The following is a 15491-nucleotide window of genomic DNA, read 5'->3' on the forward strand; positions in this document are numbered from 1 at the left end:
CTGGCGGCAACAGTCATTTGAATCAGGTGCTTAGCATTTTTCATGATTATAGATTCTCCTCGTGATAATTGAATGAGTGATGGACTCTGTCCTTATTTAATAATTTTCTTGACAACTTGTCAAGCTAATTTTCAAAAATTTTTACTCCCTGCTGGGATCTGTTACTTTGATCACTCTTTGTCAGGTTAACATGATCAAAAGTCAGAATCCAGATCGAAACCTTGATCTTGTACAGAAAAGCATGCAGAAAGAGTACAATGAGGGCATGCCTGAACTGACGATATTCCTTGTAATTTCTTCGTGGCCCGGCCCTTATGCGGCCTTTTTTGAAGATCTTGAATGCCTACGCGCTCGCTATACAATTGAGCTGACTTTACTGGACAATGGCGTGGGACTTTCACCCGCCTGGATCAAAAAAATCGCCCCCACCCACCGCAAAAGCGTTCCCTTGCGCCTTTGGCCCGCACAAAGCCTAAATATCTTCCTTGAAAAACCCCTGAATGCACCGATCGGTCTTTGGTGGCCAGCAGAAACACGTCTACCGCTTGAGGCCCTTGAAAATTGGATTCCCGCCCTGGAAGACTGGACCGCCATCCACCCCCGTTCCAGCAAATTCCCCCAGACACAGCAGGCAGAGGCTCAAGGCATCACAGAACTAGCGCCATCCCAAACCCAAGTTTTTCCTGACTGTCTGATGTTTAAGTCTGAAAACAGAGAAATATTGAAGCTTTGGTGTGCCCCCGAAGCACAAATGCCCCTCATGTTGCTGGGCTGTGATATCAAAAACCCAAGCGAAAATTCAGAGGTTTTTCCCCCCCTTTCTTTTGAACCCGCTTTAACAGCCAGCGAAGGATTGGAACGCTATGCACTTCTCAACAAAGAGAAGATCAGCCCGCTGCGCCGTAAAACCTTGCTGGAATCTTTACAAAAAGCCTTTCCCAATGGCTTGCGACTGCTCAAAGAACTCTTGCCACTTTTACCGCTTTCAGAAGCCCTTCCGCTCCTGCATCAGGCCCTGCTTCAGAAAAATTTTCACCCCGATTTACTGGCCTGGAGTTCACAGGCCTTATTGGCAGCAGGCCAAACAGGCCCTGCGATTCAGACCAAAAATGGCCTGGATACGCTCTGCCCAGGATTTCGCCTGAGCCCCTCGCCCTGGGCTCAAACTGAAATTCAGACAGAACACGTCGGCATCCAGCCCGCTAAACTTGCAATTTTTATCAGCTGGACGGGCTCTCAGTCAGACTTAGACCGCAGCATGCAATCCCTTCAAACCCTTGCGGCTGAGTCTGTGCTGGTGCTCCCCCCTGAACCGCCCACAATGCCAGCCCAGGCAAAACAACCCCCTACTTACCAAAGCTTTTATCTGAGCGAAAATCCCCCTTCCCCAGAAAGCTTGCTCAAGCTTTTGAACACGACAGAGGCCGATTGGATTCTCTTGCTGGAAGCGGGTGAAGAACTTGAGCCTGAAGCCCTCAAAACCTTGAGGAAATGGCTTTGGCACCCTCCCGCAGGGGCAAATTGGGCACTGAAAGCCTGTATTCAGGAAGCTGATGCTCAAGGCAAACCCCAGGCCATACATCAGGCCTTGCGTCTCTTCCCCAGACATCAAGTCTCCCCTTTCAATCCCTGTTTTCCCTTCAATCTGAATCCGCTCAGCCTGCGTGTCTTCACCCAGGCCTTCCTCCCTTTGAAACGCTTAAGTACGCCCCGAGAAACCCCCTTGACCCAGGCCATGGAAGCAGTTGGAACAGAAGCCTGGCATACGGTCTTGAACCTTCTCAAACCGCATTTAAAAAACTGTCCGGCCACGCTTTATCCGCAAGTTATGCTGCTCTGGGTGCATGCGCTGCTGAAAACCAATCAAAATGAACGGCTCTTGGAACTTTGGCCTGAACTCCACGAGAAATTACATGCTTACCCGGATTATTGGTATTTAAAAGGTGCCTGGCTTAGACGCCAGAACAAGCAGCAGGAAGCACATCTCGCTTTGGAACGCTGCCTGAACTTTCGTCCCCAGGAATTGCAGGCGCTGGAATGGTATTCTCCTGACAGTCTGAACCGCTGGCCCTTGAAAGAACTGCTGGCCCTGCATTGGAACGCACTCTTTCAGGGGCCCGCTGAAATCGGCATTCGTCAGGGACATTTACGAGAGCTGCGGCGTATTTTGCATCAACTCTTCAGCTATTATCCAGAGGGACAACTGTCCCCTGAACATTGGTCCTTGTTTGAATACCTGGCGCTGACAGCAATTTTAACCAGCCATTATCAACCGGGGCAAACAGCCCGGGATCTCTTCCTGCAAAACCTTCCCCAGGGCCACGAAAAGACCCTCAGTATTTATTATCTCGAAACAGCCCTGCTCTATCTTGAAGGCCAATTCCGCGTTTTGCCTGATCGCCTGCCACCGGGATACAGCACTTACGAAAGCATGCGTGATCTGCAGCAGAACCCCTCCTATTTACTGCCCTTCAGTGAAACGCTCTGGCAAGCCACTGAAATGGATGGGCCTGAAATCGCTACCGCCTTTTTGCTCTGCAGCGCGCTCCATTTTCGTGATATCAGCTATCTGCTCTGGCTGGCCCGGCTGCAACAGGCATCGGGGCAAAATGCCAAAGCCCTCTTCACCCTTCAGGCCTGCGCCACTGTTTTTCCGGGACATGCGCTGCTGCCGACTCATCCCGAACAGTTTTTAGACAGTTCCCAGGCTTCAGAATTGGCAGCCTTTCAAGCCCCGTGCTAAAATCCGAAAAAATAGAAAACATGAGGCGTTGATATGCTGGGACTGGTTTGCATAGATGTAGATGGAACCCTGGTAGGCAACCAAAACCAAGTCCACCCCAAGGTTTGGGACAAAGCTCAAGAAGTTTTGGCCGCCGGTCTGCCCCTGGCGATCTGTACTGGACGACCCGCCATGAGCAGTACACGGGCCTATGCAGAAAAACTCAATCCCCAGGGCTGGCATATTTTTCAAGGCGGAGCCAGCCTCTACCACGTGGGCTCAGGCCAAAGCCACTCGCATCCCCTCTCCCAAGCGGCCTTGGAACACTTACTCAAGCTCTACCAGACACATGGCTGGGTTTTGGAGCTTTATAGCGATCAGGACTATGTCGTGGAAAGCTTTCCTGCCGGCAGCGAGGCCGATCACCTGGCTCGCAGCCATGCCCAATTGATTGAGGTTCCCTTTGCGCCCCGCAGCCTGGACTCCCTGCAAGGAACCCTGGTGCGCGCCCAATGGGTGGTTTCCGACCCACAACTCTCAGCGGCCATGGCCAGCAGTTTTGAGGGGGTCTTATACTCTTCTGCCACTTCGCCCTCGGTGCCTGGCTCTCACTTTATCAGCGTCACCAGTGCAGGGGTTGACAAATGCAGTGCGATCCGCGAATTGGCAAAATTATTGAATGTTTCACTGGAAAACACGATGATGATTGGCGACGGTCAAAATGATATCCGGGCCATGGAACTGGTTGGACATTCTGTCGCCATGGAAAACGCCGATCCCCGCTTGAAAGCCGTTTGCCGTTATCAGGTGGGTCATGTGGATCGCGGCGGAGTGGCCGAAGCCCTTGAACTGGCCCTCAATCTGAATTAAAGTTCACTCAAGTTCTAAATCCTGTCGCAACAGTGCCACATCTTGCTCGGAAGCATAGCCCAAACGCAACAAAACTTCGCTCAGGCTCAAACCCACATATTCAGGGTTATTCCGCAATGAGCGGGCATAGGACAATTGCCAGTCTTCAATCATGCCCTGGCTGATCAGCGCTTGGGTCAAGGGGTCCTGATTAATCAGGGCTTGATAGGCCAAGCCCTCTTCGAGCTGTTCTGACGAAAGAAATCCCAGAGAAACTAAAATCTCTCCCAAAGGCTGATAGAGCGAGCGAGGCAAATGGTACTGATAATTCAGTGCTTTTTGCAGTTGCTCTTCTTGAATAAAACCTTGATTCACCAAAATCTGCCCCAAAAGCCCCCTGAAAGAAGAGCGTTCAGACTGACTTGCCTCATAGGGTTTGGGGGGAGGCGCTGCATCTTCATTCTTTTGGTAATACTGTTTCATCGCCGCTTGGATCATCTCCTGGGTTACAGCCCCAATTTCCAGAACGGCAGTCCCTTCCCGAATCGGGATATCACTGATTCGCTTGAGTTCAAGCGCCTTCTGCAAATCTTCTTTCTGCAAGTGATTCTCCTGCAGCAAAATCTGAAGCACAGGATCTTGAGCAAAATCTTCTCTCTGCTCAGGTGGAGAGGCCAATTCCTGAAGAATCGCCTGCTGGTCTGCCGTTTTTAAAAAGCCCAGTTCAACCAGCGCAGAGAGCAGATCTCCCGGCATTTCAGGAGGTTGTTCTGCAAGGTGTCGCCAGGCAAAATCTATTTGTTGAGATGTTACCAGACCACGCGCTAACAAAACCTGCTCCGGTGTGGGGGCAGACATTTGGGAATACCTCTTCTTGGTCAGAATCCCTTCTATTCTATCAAATTCAGTCAAGATATACATCACCAGAGCAATCGCCCAGCCTGATTATCAGAGATTATTTAGAAAAAGCAGCGGGCACGGCTCTGGAAAAATCATGCTCCTCCCTGTACTATAAAGAGAGAGCATCCTGGGAGCATGGGCCTATGTACGATACAGACAGCATCCGCCAACAGATTGAAGAAGTATGGGCAAACGCAATTCTTGAGCAGACCGTCAATCGGCAGGAACGGGCAAATGCCTATCAGGTCAAGAAAATTATGCTCAAGGCCCATGGGGTTCAATCCTATTTTCAGATTGAGTTTGATCCCGATTTACTGGCTTTCTCCCACGAAATTGAAAAATTGTCTGAAGCCAATCCGCTGGGGCAAATCCTGATTGCCCCACTGATGATTGGCATTCTTGGTCATCTGGCCGAAGCACTGGGCCAAGCCTCTCCCCCCACTGAAACAGAAGCCAAAGTTGAAGCGCCCATGGATGAGGACATGTTCTTTGCACAACATTTTACCTCTTCACTCTCAGAGGCCCTGGGAAGTTTGCCTCCGGTCAATAAAAACCGTTTCGATTTCAACCGTTAAATGGCACGGGCTTATTCACTCGCTCATCTCAAGCATATGTATATCACGCCGCTTCAAGAGGCCTGGCAAAACAGTCAGGTGATTCACTATTGCCCCAGCATGGAGCCTGTGGTCAAAGCCTATCGCAAATATTATGCCGATACAGGAGAAGCCGTCGTTGTTTCAATGGATGAGCGCGAAGAACGTTTTCTGGGCGACAGCACCCTGACCTACGGAGAAACACGCTGGACTTCTTTTATTAAAGTCTTGGAGCATTTAAAGCTCACCCCAGAGGATCTGTTTATTGATTTGGGTTGTGGGGCGGGCTTTCTCTGCATGCTGGTCAACCAGGTCGTTGGTTGTAAGGTCGAAGGTTACGATATTATTCACCGCTTTATTGAAAACGGCAATCAAATCGTCAAAGCACTCGAACTGCAAGACATTGAATTTCTCAACCAGGATTTTCTGAACAGCGATCTAAGTCGGGGAACCGCGTTTTATATTACCTGCACCTGTTTTCCCAAAGAATATATGCAGAAACTTTCAGGCAAACTCAAATATTCCCGCCCAGGCACACAATTTGTTACGATTACACGCCCCCTTGAAGGAGAGGCCTTTCAAATTCGTGAAAAGCTCAAACTGCGTTTTTCATGGGGCACAGATGACGCCTACCTGCAATTCAGACGCTGAGCACTGGGCTTTCCAACCAATAGGCTCCGCCACCACGGGGCTGAAAAACACGTGAAGTCTCACGCAAAGCCAAAGTCTCGCCCTTTAACAGCCCCTGGTACACTTCTTCCAGATTCCAATTCAAGTGCTGCTCACGGGCTGGCAAATAATAACTGGCTTTAAAAGCTTCGCTACACAACCCAACACTCTGCTGCAGTACTTCAGCAGAGACCCGCTGACCCGAGGAGTTCTTTCGCTCTGTTTCAAGCCAGCGTCCACACTCTTCAAAAAAGCGCTCGAGCAGATGGTTCTCAATCAAACCACAGTAGATCAGATTAATCGCAGAAAGCCACCGCTGCTCTTTTTGCCCCGGAACCGCTGGCCCAGGGGAATACAAAGGCTCGCCCGCCTGAATCCCCAAAGCTCGCCTTTCAAAAAAGGCCCGAATTTCAGCACTCAGCGGGTAGGCTTCGGCAGAGAGCTGCATCCAGTTTTGCAAAAGTGTCGCCAGCGAAAGCTGCTCAAGCGCGATCAAGAATAAAAGCGGCATTTGCAAAGCCCGGTGATAAAAATAGAGCAAATCAATCAGCCAGGCCATGATGCGCATCTCGCGCCAATCCTTGCGGGAATAGCTCTTGGAACCAATCACCAGTTCATAGCGCTCGTCGTCATTGCTCACCGCCACCACTTTGTCCCAGGGCACAACGGCAGGAACCCAAACCGTCTCAAGTTGATGCTGGCTGCGGTATTCGGGCTGGGCCATGGGGGCATTGGGCAAGAGTGAAATTTCATAAAAACGAACCTGCTCATGTTGCCCACCGCGAATCACGGTTTCTAAACCCCGTAAAAAAGAAGCCACTGTTTCACCGGGAACGCCGATCAATAAATCCGTATACGTGGGTACTCCCACCTGCTTAAAACGTTGCTGCAGTTCACGGTAGCTCTCAAGCGAAATATTCTCGCGTTGAATATCCCGCAAAGCCTGCGCATCCAGCGACTGAAAAGAAAGGGTGGCTCCCCGGCTCAAACCATTTTCGGATAAGGTTTTCTGAATACGGAAAACGCGTTCGGTGGCATTCTTGGCACTTTGGGTGTGGATATCCTGTGGAAATCCTGTGCCTTGACGAACCTGAATCAATTCTTCAACCAGCTCTTCATCCCGTTTCAGCATGCCAAAATTGGCATCACAGCACATCAGAGAAGCAATTTTACGTTCGCCAAACCAGTGAAGTTCAGCTTGCAGTTTTTCTAAAGGAAATTGCAGCACCTTGCTGCCTGTTGCCGATCCCCAGTCACAAAAAGCACAGGAAAAAGGGCAACCCCGGTTGGTTTCCCAGGGGGCCACCCAAGACTCCCCCGGATAGAGTGAGATCAGCGGATCCAGTGTTCCCTGCAGATAGGGCGAAGCCAAAGCCGCCAAATCCCGTTTCCAGGGAGCTTGGGCAAAGCTTTGAAACCGCCCCTGCTCATCCAGATAACTGGTGCCCGGAATAGCCTGCCAATCCTTTTCAGGAAAACGTTCAAGCAACTCCAAAAAGACAGCTTCTCCTGGGCCATGACAGCACAGATCCACCTGGGGATGCTCACGCAAAAAGGCTTCGGCCCGGTTGGGAACCTGCGGCCCCCCAAAAACAATCCGAACAGAGGGTTTGCGGGCTTTAAGCGCTTTGGCCAGCGCCAACGAATGCTGGAGATTCCAGACATAAACACTGAAACCGACAATATCGGCGGCCATCAATTGGGGCAAAGCAGAGTCTGCCGACATGATTAAAAAAACAGGCAAAAGAAACAAATAACGTTCAGGCCGGGGGCTGTGGGCCTGGACCTGGGCCTGTAAAAGGGCCGTTGAATAGGGTAAAAAACTTTGTTCAAAAAAACGCTGGTTCATTTGTACCAGCCCTACCACCACAGGTTTCACAGTGCTATCCCCTCTGTACGCGTCTGCCTGCTATTCTAACACGCGTCAGAACTTTGCTTGAGCGGGCCTTGAGATCCCCCAAAAACAATTTCTAATTCAGTTAAATATATTACCCATTAGTTATGTATAGATAAATTTGAAAAAAAATTTACATATTTCTTGACACAACAGAAGAATTTAGAATATACTGATCTCATAAGGTTAAACAAAGATTAAGATAAGAATAAAAAAGGTTAAATACGGAATTGAATATGATGACTGCAATGATTAAAACCACCCTGACTCTGACCCTGGCCACTGTCGCTTTAAGTCTGACCGCCTGTGGTCACAGCGCACTGCCTACGCAAATGAGCCAAGCTCCTGCGCTGGTACAAAGTGCCCAAGCCCCTCGCCAGTTGGTGGTTAAATTCAAACTGAATATGAGTACCGCAGCCGTACATGAATTCAATGCCAAATATGGTTTTCGCACCCTGCGCGTGATTCCTGAAATCAATGCCCAAATCGTAGAAGTAGACAGCACCGTGGGTCTGAAACTGAATCAGATTATCCATTACCTTCAGGCTGATCCCAGCGTAGAATATGCTGAAATCAACGGCAAAATGAGTGCCGCTCCCATGCCTGTGATGCAAGTCAAACCGATTCTAAATTAATTTAGCAACCTTTATGACCCCTGAATTATCCTTGGCCCCGATCTGGGGCCTTTTTTCTTGAGCAAGGAAACCACTCTGAATCTCCAGCAGCCAAGCGCACTCTTGCTCTTCAGATCAGAATCTGGCAAGATCTCTTCAGTTCATTTGAAGGAGTCACCATGATTTTTCAGCGAGCGCTCTTGATCTTCTTTGTTTTTTCTCTGTTCTTGGGCCTGCTGGGCTGTATTCGCAAAACTTTGCCAATAGACACGGCTTGCCCAGGTATTTATCAACCGGTCTGTGCTCCTGACGGAAAAACCTACAGCAACTCCTGCGAAGCCCGAAAAAAAGGCTTTACTCGCTATTCAGATGGAGAATGCCCGGCTTGATCATAACAGATCCCCCTTCCCCCAAACTTCAGGCCACTTACGAAAAAACGGGGTTTAAATGGCGAAAAACAGCCACACGGGGCTTGTTGGAATATAAAAAATCCAAATTTTTCATCGGCTTGCTGCTGACTTTGGTGGGCTGGGGCATCGTGGCCTTGTTTCCACTTTTAGTGACTACTCCGTCAGCTCAAGCAGACGGCTTCTGTGGACACGCACGGGCTAAAGCCCAACGTTACGTCCACAAGGCTCAGTCCGAGCCTCAAAATTTCTATTGCACTGTTGAGATCCCGTGAAACAGATAAACCACAAGAGGTGCAGGTATGCCAGCGGTCTTTAAGTTCTTTTCGCACTTCTGTACCACAGTTGCTACAACGCTGCGAAGTTCCACGCGGATTGACAGGGATGAGCAGACGACCGGCGCTTTCAGCCTTGTAGGTCAGCTTGGAGAAAAAGCCGCTCCAACCGGCATCATGCACAGATTTAGCCAGCATCCCGCCAGCCAAACCTTTGATATTCAAATCTTCAATTGCAATCAGGCCAAAGGATTGAACCAAGCGATGTGCGAGCTTGTGGTGAAAGTCTTGACGCTGGTTGCGAATGTGGGCATGAGCCACCTGAAGCTCTCGCACCGCTTTCTTTCGACGATGACTGCCTTTTTTGCGTCGAGCTACCTTTCGTTGGGCTCTGCGAAGTCTCGCCTGAGCCTTACGATACTGTCTTGGATTGGCGATAACCGTTCCATCAGACAAGACAGCAAAGCTCTCCAAGCCTACGTCAATACCAACGGCAAAAAGGGAATCGTTCAAAGGCAGAGTTTCGACTTCGACACTGAAACAGGCATACCACTTACCTGCTTCCCGTTTGAGAGTGACTGTCTTAATTTTGCCATCTACAGGCCGATGTAGCTTAACTTTCAGGATGCCTACACCCTGAACTCTAAGCTTGCCAGAAGGCAGCAAGCGAATGCCGTCACCATACGAAGGAAAAGTAATGCTGTCAAAACGCTGGTGAGGCTTAAAACGTGGAAACCCCGCTTTTTCTCCACGCTTGACTCTGCCAAAAAAGGATTTGTAGGTTTTATCCACCCGTCGCAAAATGTCCTGACAGCACGAAAAGTTAGCCAGTTCAATAAGTCCTTCGGTGCGAATTTCCTTGAGCTGATTGGCTTGGTCGTAGTAGTTGACAGACGTTCCTGTCTTTTTCCAAGCATCTCTGCGCTCTTGCAGGGCTGCATTGTAAAGTTTACAGCCTTCACGCAATTGTTGTCCCATAGCCTGCTCTTGGGCTTTCGTCGGATAGAGACGGTAGCGGTAGGTTTTGCGCATCAGAACTTGCCTGAAAGAAATTAATTCAATAGGATACATCTATTATACACAAAATATTCGAAAAGGTACATTTTTTTCAGCGGGCTCATGCCCGCTCGACGATGCCTCAGCTGTTGATGCCTTTGGCATCAACAGCTGAGGACAGCCATGCTCCTCTGCCAGCTAAAGCAGGCAGTCCCCTCGTCGTTATCTCATGGGAAACTCTGGTCTGCTGCGTATGCAGTGTCAACGAACAACGCCTCAACAGGGCAACTGTCAGATTGAACATATTTACCTGCACCCCGCTTTGTTTTTTCTGAATCGCAAAGAGACCCTGCCGCTCAGCGAAATTCGAGGCGTAAATGTGATTGAAATTCCCGGCGATGAATCTGATTCCTATCGCCTGGAATTAGAGAAAACCACAGGCACCCAAACCCTCTTCAGTGCCATGTTAGAAAGCACCGCTGAAAACCGCGCCGATGATTTGCTCTATTTTTTGCACACCCCCCAAGAGGAAGGGGTGCGCATTCGTTATTTTGATGCTTTTTCATTTTGGTTTTTCTATCTCCCCCTTTATTTCATGCTCTTTCAATTCAGCATTGCCCTGTTTCTGAAACTCAGCGGCCAGCCTTTTCATTGCCATTGGGTTATTTTGGATAACCAAACCCGCCAATTGGTGACCATTCACAATACCTGGCTGGGGTGGTCATTCACAAAAAAAATCGCCCTGGGACAGGTTAAAAATATTGAAATACAGGAAACAGAAGGCGAGAATCACGATTTTTTCAGATACGTGGCCCAGCTCAAAACAGGCAAAGCACTGCCCTTAACGCCCAATATCAAGATCGAAGACACCTTTGAATTTGAAGAGATGCAAGACGACCTGCTCGAAAAAATGCGTGAAACCCTTCACCAATACCAGGGAAAAAGCTTAGCAAACGGTTAAGCTCCAAACTGATTCTAAATTCACCGAAGCTGAAAGCCCCTGCTTTCTGTTTAAAGCTTCTGACAAACTTCTGTGGCTATTTTAGAAGAACTTAAATCCTCAGCTTTAAAACAATAAAGCCCGTGAGCAAGGGAAGAATTTACCATAAACGAATCACTAAAATTACCTTTTGAATCGGCCAATTTAATCGTCTCCAATTCCACACCTGGAGGACTGGAATGTAAAAGATTTACTTTTCCTTGAAAAGAAAATCCACTGCCGTTCAAGATAAGCCAAGTATACCCCTCCTGAGAGGCTGGTTTTGTTTTTAACTCCAAAGACGGGTTTACAGTTATTTCTGGATATTTGACATTAAAAATCACTGTATTTGAGTACTTTTTAGTTTCCTCATCCATAAAAACGGCTCTAAAATCACCTACAAAAACCTCTGGTGAAAGTTCTCCCTGATTTGAACTGCCAAAAGAAATTCCTCCTCTGTACAAATCTTCAGTGATAGGAACAACAACTTTTCCATTTTTATCTGCCTTCATTGAAGCTGATTTTATGAGCCCCGATACTTTTGGCGACTTCGGAAACGCAAGAAAAAAGTTAACTTTGCTATACGGAGAAAAGCCAGACCCCGTTAAAGTCAGGCTTTCTCCGTAATTAATATGAAGCGTATCGGCTTCTAACACAAATTTTCCTTCAAGAGAACGCGTTTTGGATGCCGAAGCTTCTGAAAGTTCAGTTGGGGTAGAAGTTTTTGTTTGCACTCCTACTGTTTTGGAGACAGGGGTAATTTCTGAAGCATTCTGGCAGCCCCAAAATCCATTTCCTCCCCATAGAATCACCAGACCAAATATCACCCGATGAACATGATTCCTGCAATTTAATTTCATAAATAGCTCCTTCTCTAAAATCTTAAACTCAGAGATTCAATCAGGACTTGAGAGAACTATTATTCTTACACAAAGAATAATGTAAAGCAAAAATACAAAACGGAATCTTCAATAAAGCCCACAGAATCATTTAAACACTGCGTCTTGAATACAGTTCAGAGACTCTTTCCCCGCATCCAAACAAAGCGATAAAGTGCTTCATGCTATAATTCAACATTCTGAATTCCCAGCCCCTGCACAAAGAAAGCAAAAAATGCGTTTTGGCTTGAAAAAATCACACTTGACCCGCTCTGGCACAGGCCCCCGCCTGAACCAGAAGATTCAGGCATGAAAAACCGCTCTGAACTGCGTTGGGCCTTGCTGATGCTCTTGCCCAGTCTGCTCGGCGTGGGAATTTTTACGCTGATTCCCGTTTTGGCGTCCTTTGGCTTGAGCTTCGCCCAGTGGAACCTGCTCAGCCCCCCCAAATGGATTGGCCTTGCCAATTACAGCGCCCTGCTGGCCGAACCCCTGTTTTGGAAAGTACTCGGCAATACCTTTATTTATGCCTTTTGCGTGGTGCTCTTCGAAGTGCCCTTGGCCCTGGCCCTGGCGATTGCCCTCAACCAACAGGGCTGGGTTGTAAAAATTTTCAGAACGATCTTCTTTTTGCCGGTCGTCACCTCGATGATCGCCATCGCCCTGGTCTGGAACTGGATCTACGATCCCCAATACGGGCTGCTCAATGCCGCTTTGCAAGTCTTTCAGATCAAGCCCGTGGCCTGGCTGTTTTCTACCCAGTGGGCCCTGCCCTCTTTGATCCTGATGGGCATTTGGAAAAATGTGGGCTATAGCATGGTGATTTTTCTGGCCGGTCTGCAAAATATTTCAGATGATCTTTATGAAGCCGCATCTCTGGATGGCGCCAATCGCTGGCAGCAGTTTCTCAATGTGACCCTGCCCATGATCAGCCCCACGCTCTTTTTCGTGATGACGATGTCGACGATTACCGCCTTTCAGATCTTCGACTCGGTTTATATGATGACCCAGGGCGGCCCTGAAAACAGTACCAATGTGGCTGTTTACTGGCTTTACCAGAATGCCTTTGAATTCTTCCAGGTTGGGCGCGCCTCAGCCATGGCCTATGTCCTCTTTGCCGTAATCTTGACCATGACACTGATTCAATGGAGTTTAAGGAAAAAATGGGTAGCCCACGAATCCTAGCCTATCTCTTTCTCGGTCTGGGCTCCATCTCCATGTTGGTGCCCTTTCTCTGGATGCTGATTACTTCGCTGATGACCCCCGATCAGATGTTCAGCCTGCCGCCCAAACTCCTGCCCAACCCAGTGGCAGTCGAAAACTATGCCAAAGCCATGAATACAGTGCCTTTGGGTCGCTTTTTTCTCAACAGTTTATTCGTCGCAGGCATGACCACTGCAGGCCAGATGGTTACAGCCTCTATGGCAGCCTATGCCTTTGCCCGCCTGAAATTCCCGTTTAAGGATCCGCTCTTTTTTCTGTTTCTGGCCACCATGATGATCCCCCCCCAGGTCAATGTCGTGCCCCTGTTTATGTTGATGAGCAAATTGGGCTGGATTGACAGCTATTACGCCTTGATTGTGCCGGGCTTGTTTGGGGCCTTTGGAATTTTTCTGCTGCGGCAGTGGTTTTTGGGTTTTCCTGAAGAATTAGAACAAGCAGCCACCTTAGATGGCTGCAATATCTGGCAGATTTATTGGAAAATCGCACTGCCAACAGCTTTACCGGCTTTGGCAACCCTGGGAATTTTTACCTTTATCACCACCTGGAACAGCTTTCTCTGGCCCCTGATCGTGACCAACAGTGAAAGCATGCGCACCCTTCCCGTGGGGTTGGCGGCATTCAAAGGCAGTTTCCGTGAAACCACCGACTGGGGACAACTGATGGCGGCGGGGGTGATCAGTGTGCTGCCGGCACTGGCCGTATTCCTGCTGGGGCAAAAATACTTTATTCGCGGCCTGATGGCCGGCAGCGTCAAAAGTTAGTCTTTTTTCTCTTCTGACTCTGAAGACTCAGGTTTTTCAAGCTTCTTGCCAAAAATACCCATGGCCTGATTTAAAAGGCCACTTGCTTTTTCCGCCATGGCCTGACTAACTTCAGCAGCATTTTCAAGCGCTTCAACAGCTTTGACCTGCATTTGCTGAGCCGCATCGGCCACATTGTCACCGGCCTGATTCAAAAGTTCAGAGGCCTTGATTTCAACCTGCTTACGCATTTCTTGAGCCTGGGCCTGCATTTCTTGAGCCTGGGCCTGCATTTTCTGAGCAGCTTCCTGGGCTTGGTGCTGCAATTGTTGAGCCACTTCCTGAGCTTGGGCCTGCATTTTCTGGGTGGCTTCCTGGGCCTGGTGCTGGGCTTTTTCAGCAAAGCCACCACTGTTGGCGGCCACGGTCTTGCCCACGCCTTCAGCGGTTTCAGTCGCTTTGCCTAAAATCCCCTGAGCCGTCTGGGCCAGATTCTGACCAATATGCAAGGCAGTTTCCCCGGCTTTTTCAAGCACACTGGGGCAGGTCCAGGCAAAGATCTCGGGGTTGGCAGGGATTTCAACGATCTGCTCAGGGCTGACCCCATGAATTTCCTGAACCTGGGTACTGAACCATTGACCATACTCATCTTCGGTCTGGGCCAAAGAAGCCACAAAATCAGCAAAGGACCCTTCCAGTTCCACCACCTGAATCAGCAGATCACCCGCTGGGGTGGCCTGGTGCCAGACCTTCTCGCTGCGCACCCCCGCTTTTTGACGGGCCAGCTCGTATTCACGGGCTCTGGTGGTTTTCAGGGCTTCAGCAAAGGCTTTCCACTGTTCCATTTTATCGGGCAAAATCGGCAATGCCATGGCATAGGTTTTGGTCATAAAAAATCCCTTTCGTGTGTCTAACTCAGGCTGTATTGTACTCCGCTCAAGCGCAGAAAAACAGATCAGCAGCCTTTCCAGACCGCCGCACGCTTTTCAACAAAAGCCGTAATGCCTTCGGTTTTGTCTTCGCTGGCAAAGACCTTATGAAAATTCTGAACCTCCAGGCGCAGCCCCTGATGTAAAGGTTTGGTAAGGCCTTCGGCGACACTGCTGTGGATCAGGGCAGAAGCCACCGGCGCCTTTGAAGCCACCGTCTTGGCAAGCCCCATGGCCTTGGGAAGCAACTCCTCGGCTGAAGTAACATGGTTGACCAAACCCCAGGCATACGCTGTTTGGGCATCAATCGGGTCACCACTGAGCAGCATTTCCAAAGCCCGTGCAGATCCAATGATCCGGGGCAGGCGCTGGGTGCCGCCAAAGCCAGGAATAATGCCCAAATTGATTTCAGGTTGTCCCATTTTGGCGTGATCTGCACAGATGCGCAGATCACAGGCCATGGCCAGTTCTAAGCCGCCCCCCAAAGCCAGACCATTGATCGCACAGATCGTGAGCTTGGCCATGTCTTCTAGGCGGTTCAAAGCTCGTTGCCCTGTCTCTGCCAATTGCTCTGCCTGCTCAGGATTCATGCCTGCCATGGCTTTGATATCTGCGCCCGCCACAAAGATCTTGGGGCCAGCCCCTGTCAAAACAACAAAAAGCACCTGATCCTGGGTTTCGAGATAGCGCAGTACTTCGTCCAGTTCGTCTACCACAGCAGGGCTGAGTGAGTTGACTGGCGGGTGGGCCATGGTTACCAAGGCCACTTTTTCTTGAATTTCAAGTTTGACATAATTTTGTTTCAGTTCCATAAAATAATGG

15 protein-coding genes are annotated in these 15491 nt (G+C 49.2%); 9 read left to right on the forward strand and 6 right to left on the reverse strand.

The annotated features are described in order from the left end of the window. Positions 1-190: 190 nt before the first annotated feature. On the forward strand, positions 191-2743 hold the full coding sequence (locus COW20_19195) for a hypothetical protein (GenBank protein ID PIW45639.1): 2553 nt from the start codon (positions 191-193) through the stop codon (positions 2741-2743). Between the two features lie 33 nt (positions 2744-2776). Continuing rightward, positions 2777-3592, forward strand: coding sequence for a Cof-type HAD-IIB family hydrolase (locus COW20_19200; GenBank protein PIW45640.1), 816 nt, complete (start codon positions 2777-2779; stop codon positions 3590-3592). A gap of 3 nt (positions 3593-3595) precedes the next feature. Here COW20_19200 and COW20_19205 read toward each other — a convergent pair whose 3' ends face one another. Continuing rightward, positions 3596-4429 (reverse strand): hypothetical protein, encoded by an 834-nt coding sequence (locus tag COW20_19205; protein ID PIW45641.1) that lies wholly within the window; start codon positions 4427-4429, stop codon positions 3596-3598. A gap of 185 nt (positions 4430-4614) precedes the next feature. Here COW20_19205 and COW20_19210 point away from each other — a divergent pair, with 185 nt between their 5' ends. Next, the gene (locus COW20_19210) at positions 4615-5046 is read left to right on the forward strand and encodes a hypothetical protein (GenBank protein ID PIW45642.1); all 432 of its coding nucleotides are present in this window, start codon (positions 4615-4617) and stop codon (positions 5044-5046) included. Next, a complete protein-coding gene (locus COW20_19215; protein ID PIW45643.1) occupies positions 5047-5715 on the forward strand; it encodes a hypothetical protein in 669 nt (222 codons plus the stop codon). Here COW20_19215 and COW20_19220 read toward each other — a convergent pair. Next, complete coding sequence (locus tag COW20_19220; GenBank protein PIW45644.1) at positions 5705-7612, reverse strand: hypothetical protein; 1908 nt, start codon at positions 7610-7612, stop codon at positions 5705-5707. The two genes, COW20_19215 and COW20_19220, sit on opposite strands and share 11 nt — an antisense overlap. A 254-nt stretch (positions 7613-7866) precedes the next feature. Between COW20_19220 and COW20_19225 the strand changes: the two genes are divergently transcribed. Together COW20_19225 and COW20_19230 are read left to right on the forward strand one after the other, a co-directional pair. Then, positions 7867-8262, forward strand: a complete 396-nt coding sequence (locus tag COW20_19225; GenBank protein ID PIW45645.1) for a hypothetical protein — start codon at positions 7867-7869, stop codon at positions 8260-8262. Between the two features lie 158 nt (positions 8263-8420). Then, positions 8421-8630 carry a protease inhibitor Kazal-type gene (locus COW20_19230; GenBank protein ID PIW45646.1) on the forward strand — a complete coding sequence of 70 codons (210 nt, stop codon included), beginning with the start codon at positions 8421-8423 and terminating at the stop codon, positions 8628-8630. A 182-nt stretch (positions 8631-8812) separates the two neighbouring features. Here the strand turns inward: COW20_19230 and COW20_19235 are convergent, their stop codons facing one another. Next, a complete protein-coding gene (locus COW20_19235) occupies positions 8813-9994 on the reverse strand; it encodes a transposase (GenBank protein PIW45647.1) in 1182 nt (393 codons plus the stop codon). Positions 9995-10148: 154 nt separating this feature from the next. Here COW20_19235 and COW20_19240 point away from each other — a divergent pair, with 154 nt between their 5' ends. Further along, positions 10149-10880 carry a hypothetical protein gene (locus tag COW20_19240; GenBank protein PIW45648.1) on the forward strand — a complete coding sequence of 244 codons (732 nt, stop codon included), beginning with the start codon at positions 10149-10151 and terminating at the stop codon, positions 10878-10880. Between the two features lie 50 nt (positions 10881-10930). On the opposite strand, the gene COW20_19245 is transcribed toward COW20_19240, so the two are convergent. Further along, on the reverse strand, positions 10931-11758 hold the full coding sequence (locus COW20_19245; protein ID PIW45649.1) for a hypothetical protein: 828 nt from the start codon (positions 11756-11758) through the stop codon (positions 10931-10933). Positions 11759-12085: 327 nt separating this feature from the next. Between COW20_19245 and COW20_19250 the strand changes: the two genes are divergently transcribed. Both COW20_19250 and COW20_19255 read left to right on the forward strand, forming a co-directional pair. Beyond that, complete coding sequence (locus tag COW20_19250; protein ID PIW45650.1) at positions 12086-12961, forward strand: sugar ABC transporter permease; 876 nt, start codon at positions 12086-12088, stop codon at positions 12959-12961. Beyond that, on the forward strand, positions 12940-13761 hold the full coding sequence (locus tag COW20_19255; protein ID PIW45651.1) for a sugar ABC transporter permease: 822 nt from the start codon (positions 12940-12942) through the stop codon (positions 13759-13761). The genes COW20_19250 and COW20_19255 overlap by 22 nt, the downstream gene beginning before the upstream one ends. Here the strand turns inward: COW20_19255 and COW20_19260 are convergent. Beyond that, entirely contained in the window at positions 13758-14630 is an 873-nt protein-coding gene (locus COW20_19260) for a hypothetical protein (GenBank protein ID PIW45652.1), read from the reverse strand. The genes COW20_19255 and COW20_19260 overlap by 4 nt on opposite strands. A 65-nt stretch (positions 14631-14695) precedes the next feature. Beyond that, positions 14696-15481: a hypothetical protein gene (locus tag COW20_19265; protein PIW45653.1), complete on the reverse strand. Its 786-nt coding sequence runs from the start codon at positions 15479-15481 to the stop codon at positions 14696-14698. Positions 15482-15491 lie beyond the last annotated feature (10 nt).

It is taken from the genome of bacterium (Candidatus Blackallbacteria) CG13_big_fil_rev_8_21_14_2_50_49_14, assembly GCA_002783405.1.
GTDB lineage: Bacteria > Cyanobacteriota > Sericytochromatia > UBA7694 > UBA7694.

Excerpts from the sequence above, each read along its gene's own strand:
- COW20_19225 (PIW45645.1), top strand. The coding sequence starts at position 7,867 with ATGACTGCAATGATTAAAACCACCCTGACTCTGACCCTGGCCACTGTC.
- COW20_19235 (PIW45647.1), bottom strand. The coding sequence starts at position 9,994 with ATGTATCCTATTGAATTAATTTCTTTCAGGCAAGTTCTGATGCGCAAA.
- COW20_19205 (PIW45641.1), bottom strand. The coding sequence starts at position 4,429 with ATGTCTGCCCCCACACCGGAGCAGGTTTTGTTAGCGCGTGGTCTGGTA.
- COW20_19260 (PIW45652.1), bottom strand. The coding sequence starts at position 14,630 with ATGACCAAAACCTATGCCATGGCATTGCCGATTTTGCCCGATAAAATG.
- COW20_19230 (PIW45646.1), top strand. The coding sequence starts at position 8,421 with ATGATTTTTCAGCGAGCGCTCTTGATCTTCTTTGTTTTTTCTCTGTTC.
- COW20_19255 (PIW45651.1), top strand. The coding sequence starts at position 12,940 with ATGGGTAGCCCACGAATCCTAGCCTATCTCTTTCTCGGTCTGGGCTCC.
- COW20_19195 (PIW45639.1), top strand. The coding sequence starts at position 191 with ATGATCAAAAGTCAGAATCCAGATCGAAACCTTGATCTTGTACAGAAA.
- COW20_19200 (PIW45640.1), top strand. The coding sequence starts at position 2,777 with ATGCTGGGACTGGTTTGCATAGATGTAGATGGAACCCTGGTAGGCAAC.
- COW20_19265 (PIW45653.1), bottom strand. The coding sequence starts at position 15,481 with ATGGAACTGAAACAAAATTATGTCAAACTTGAAATTCAAGAAAAAGTG.
- COW20_19215 (PIW45643.1), top strand. The coding sequence starts at position 5,047 with ATGGCACGGGCTTATTCACTCGCTCATCTCAAGCATATGTATATCACG.
- COW20_19250 (PIW45650.1), top strand. The coding sequence starts at position 12,086 with ATGAAAAACCGCTCTGAACTGCGTTGGGCCTTGCTGATGCTCTTGCCC.
- COW20_19210 (PIW45642.1), top strand. The coding sequence starts at position 4,615 with ATGTACGATACAGACAGCATCCGCCAACAGATTGAAGAAGTATGGGCA.
- COW20_19240 (PIW45648.1), top strand. The coding sequence starts at position 10,149 with ATGGGAAACTCTGGTCTGCTGCGTATGCAGTGTCAACGAACAACGCCT.
- COW20_19245 (PIW45649.1), bottom strand. The coding sequence starts at position 11,758 with ATGAAATTAAATTGCAGGAATCATGTTCATCGGGTGATATTTGGTCTG.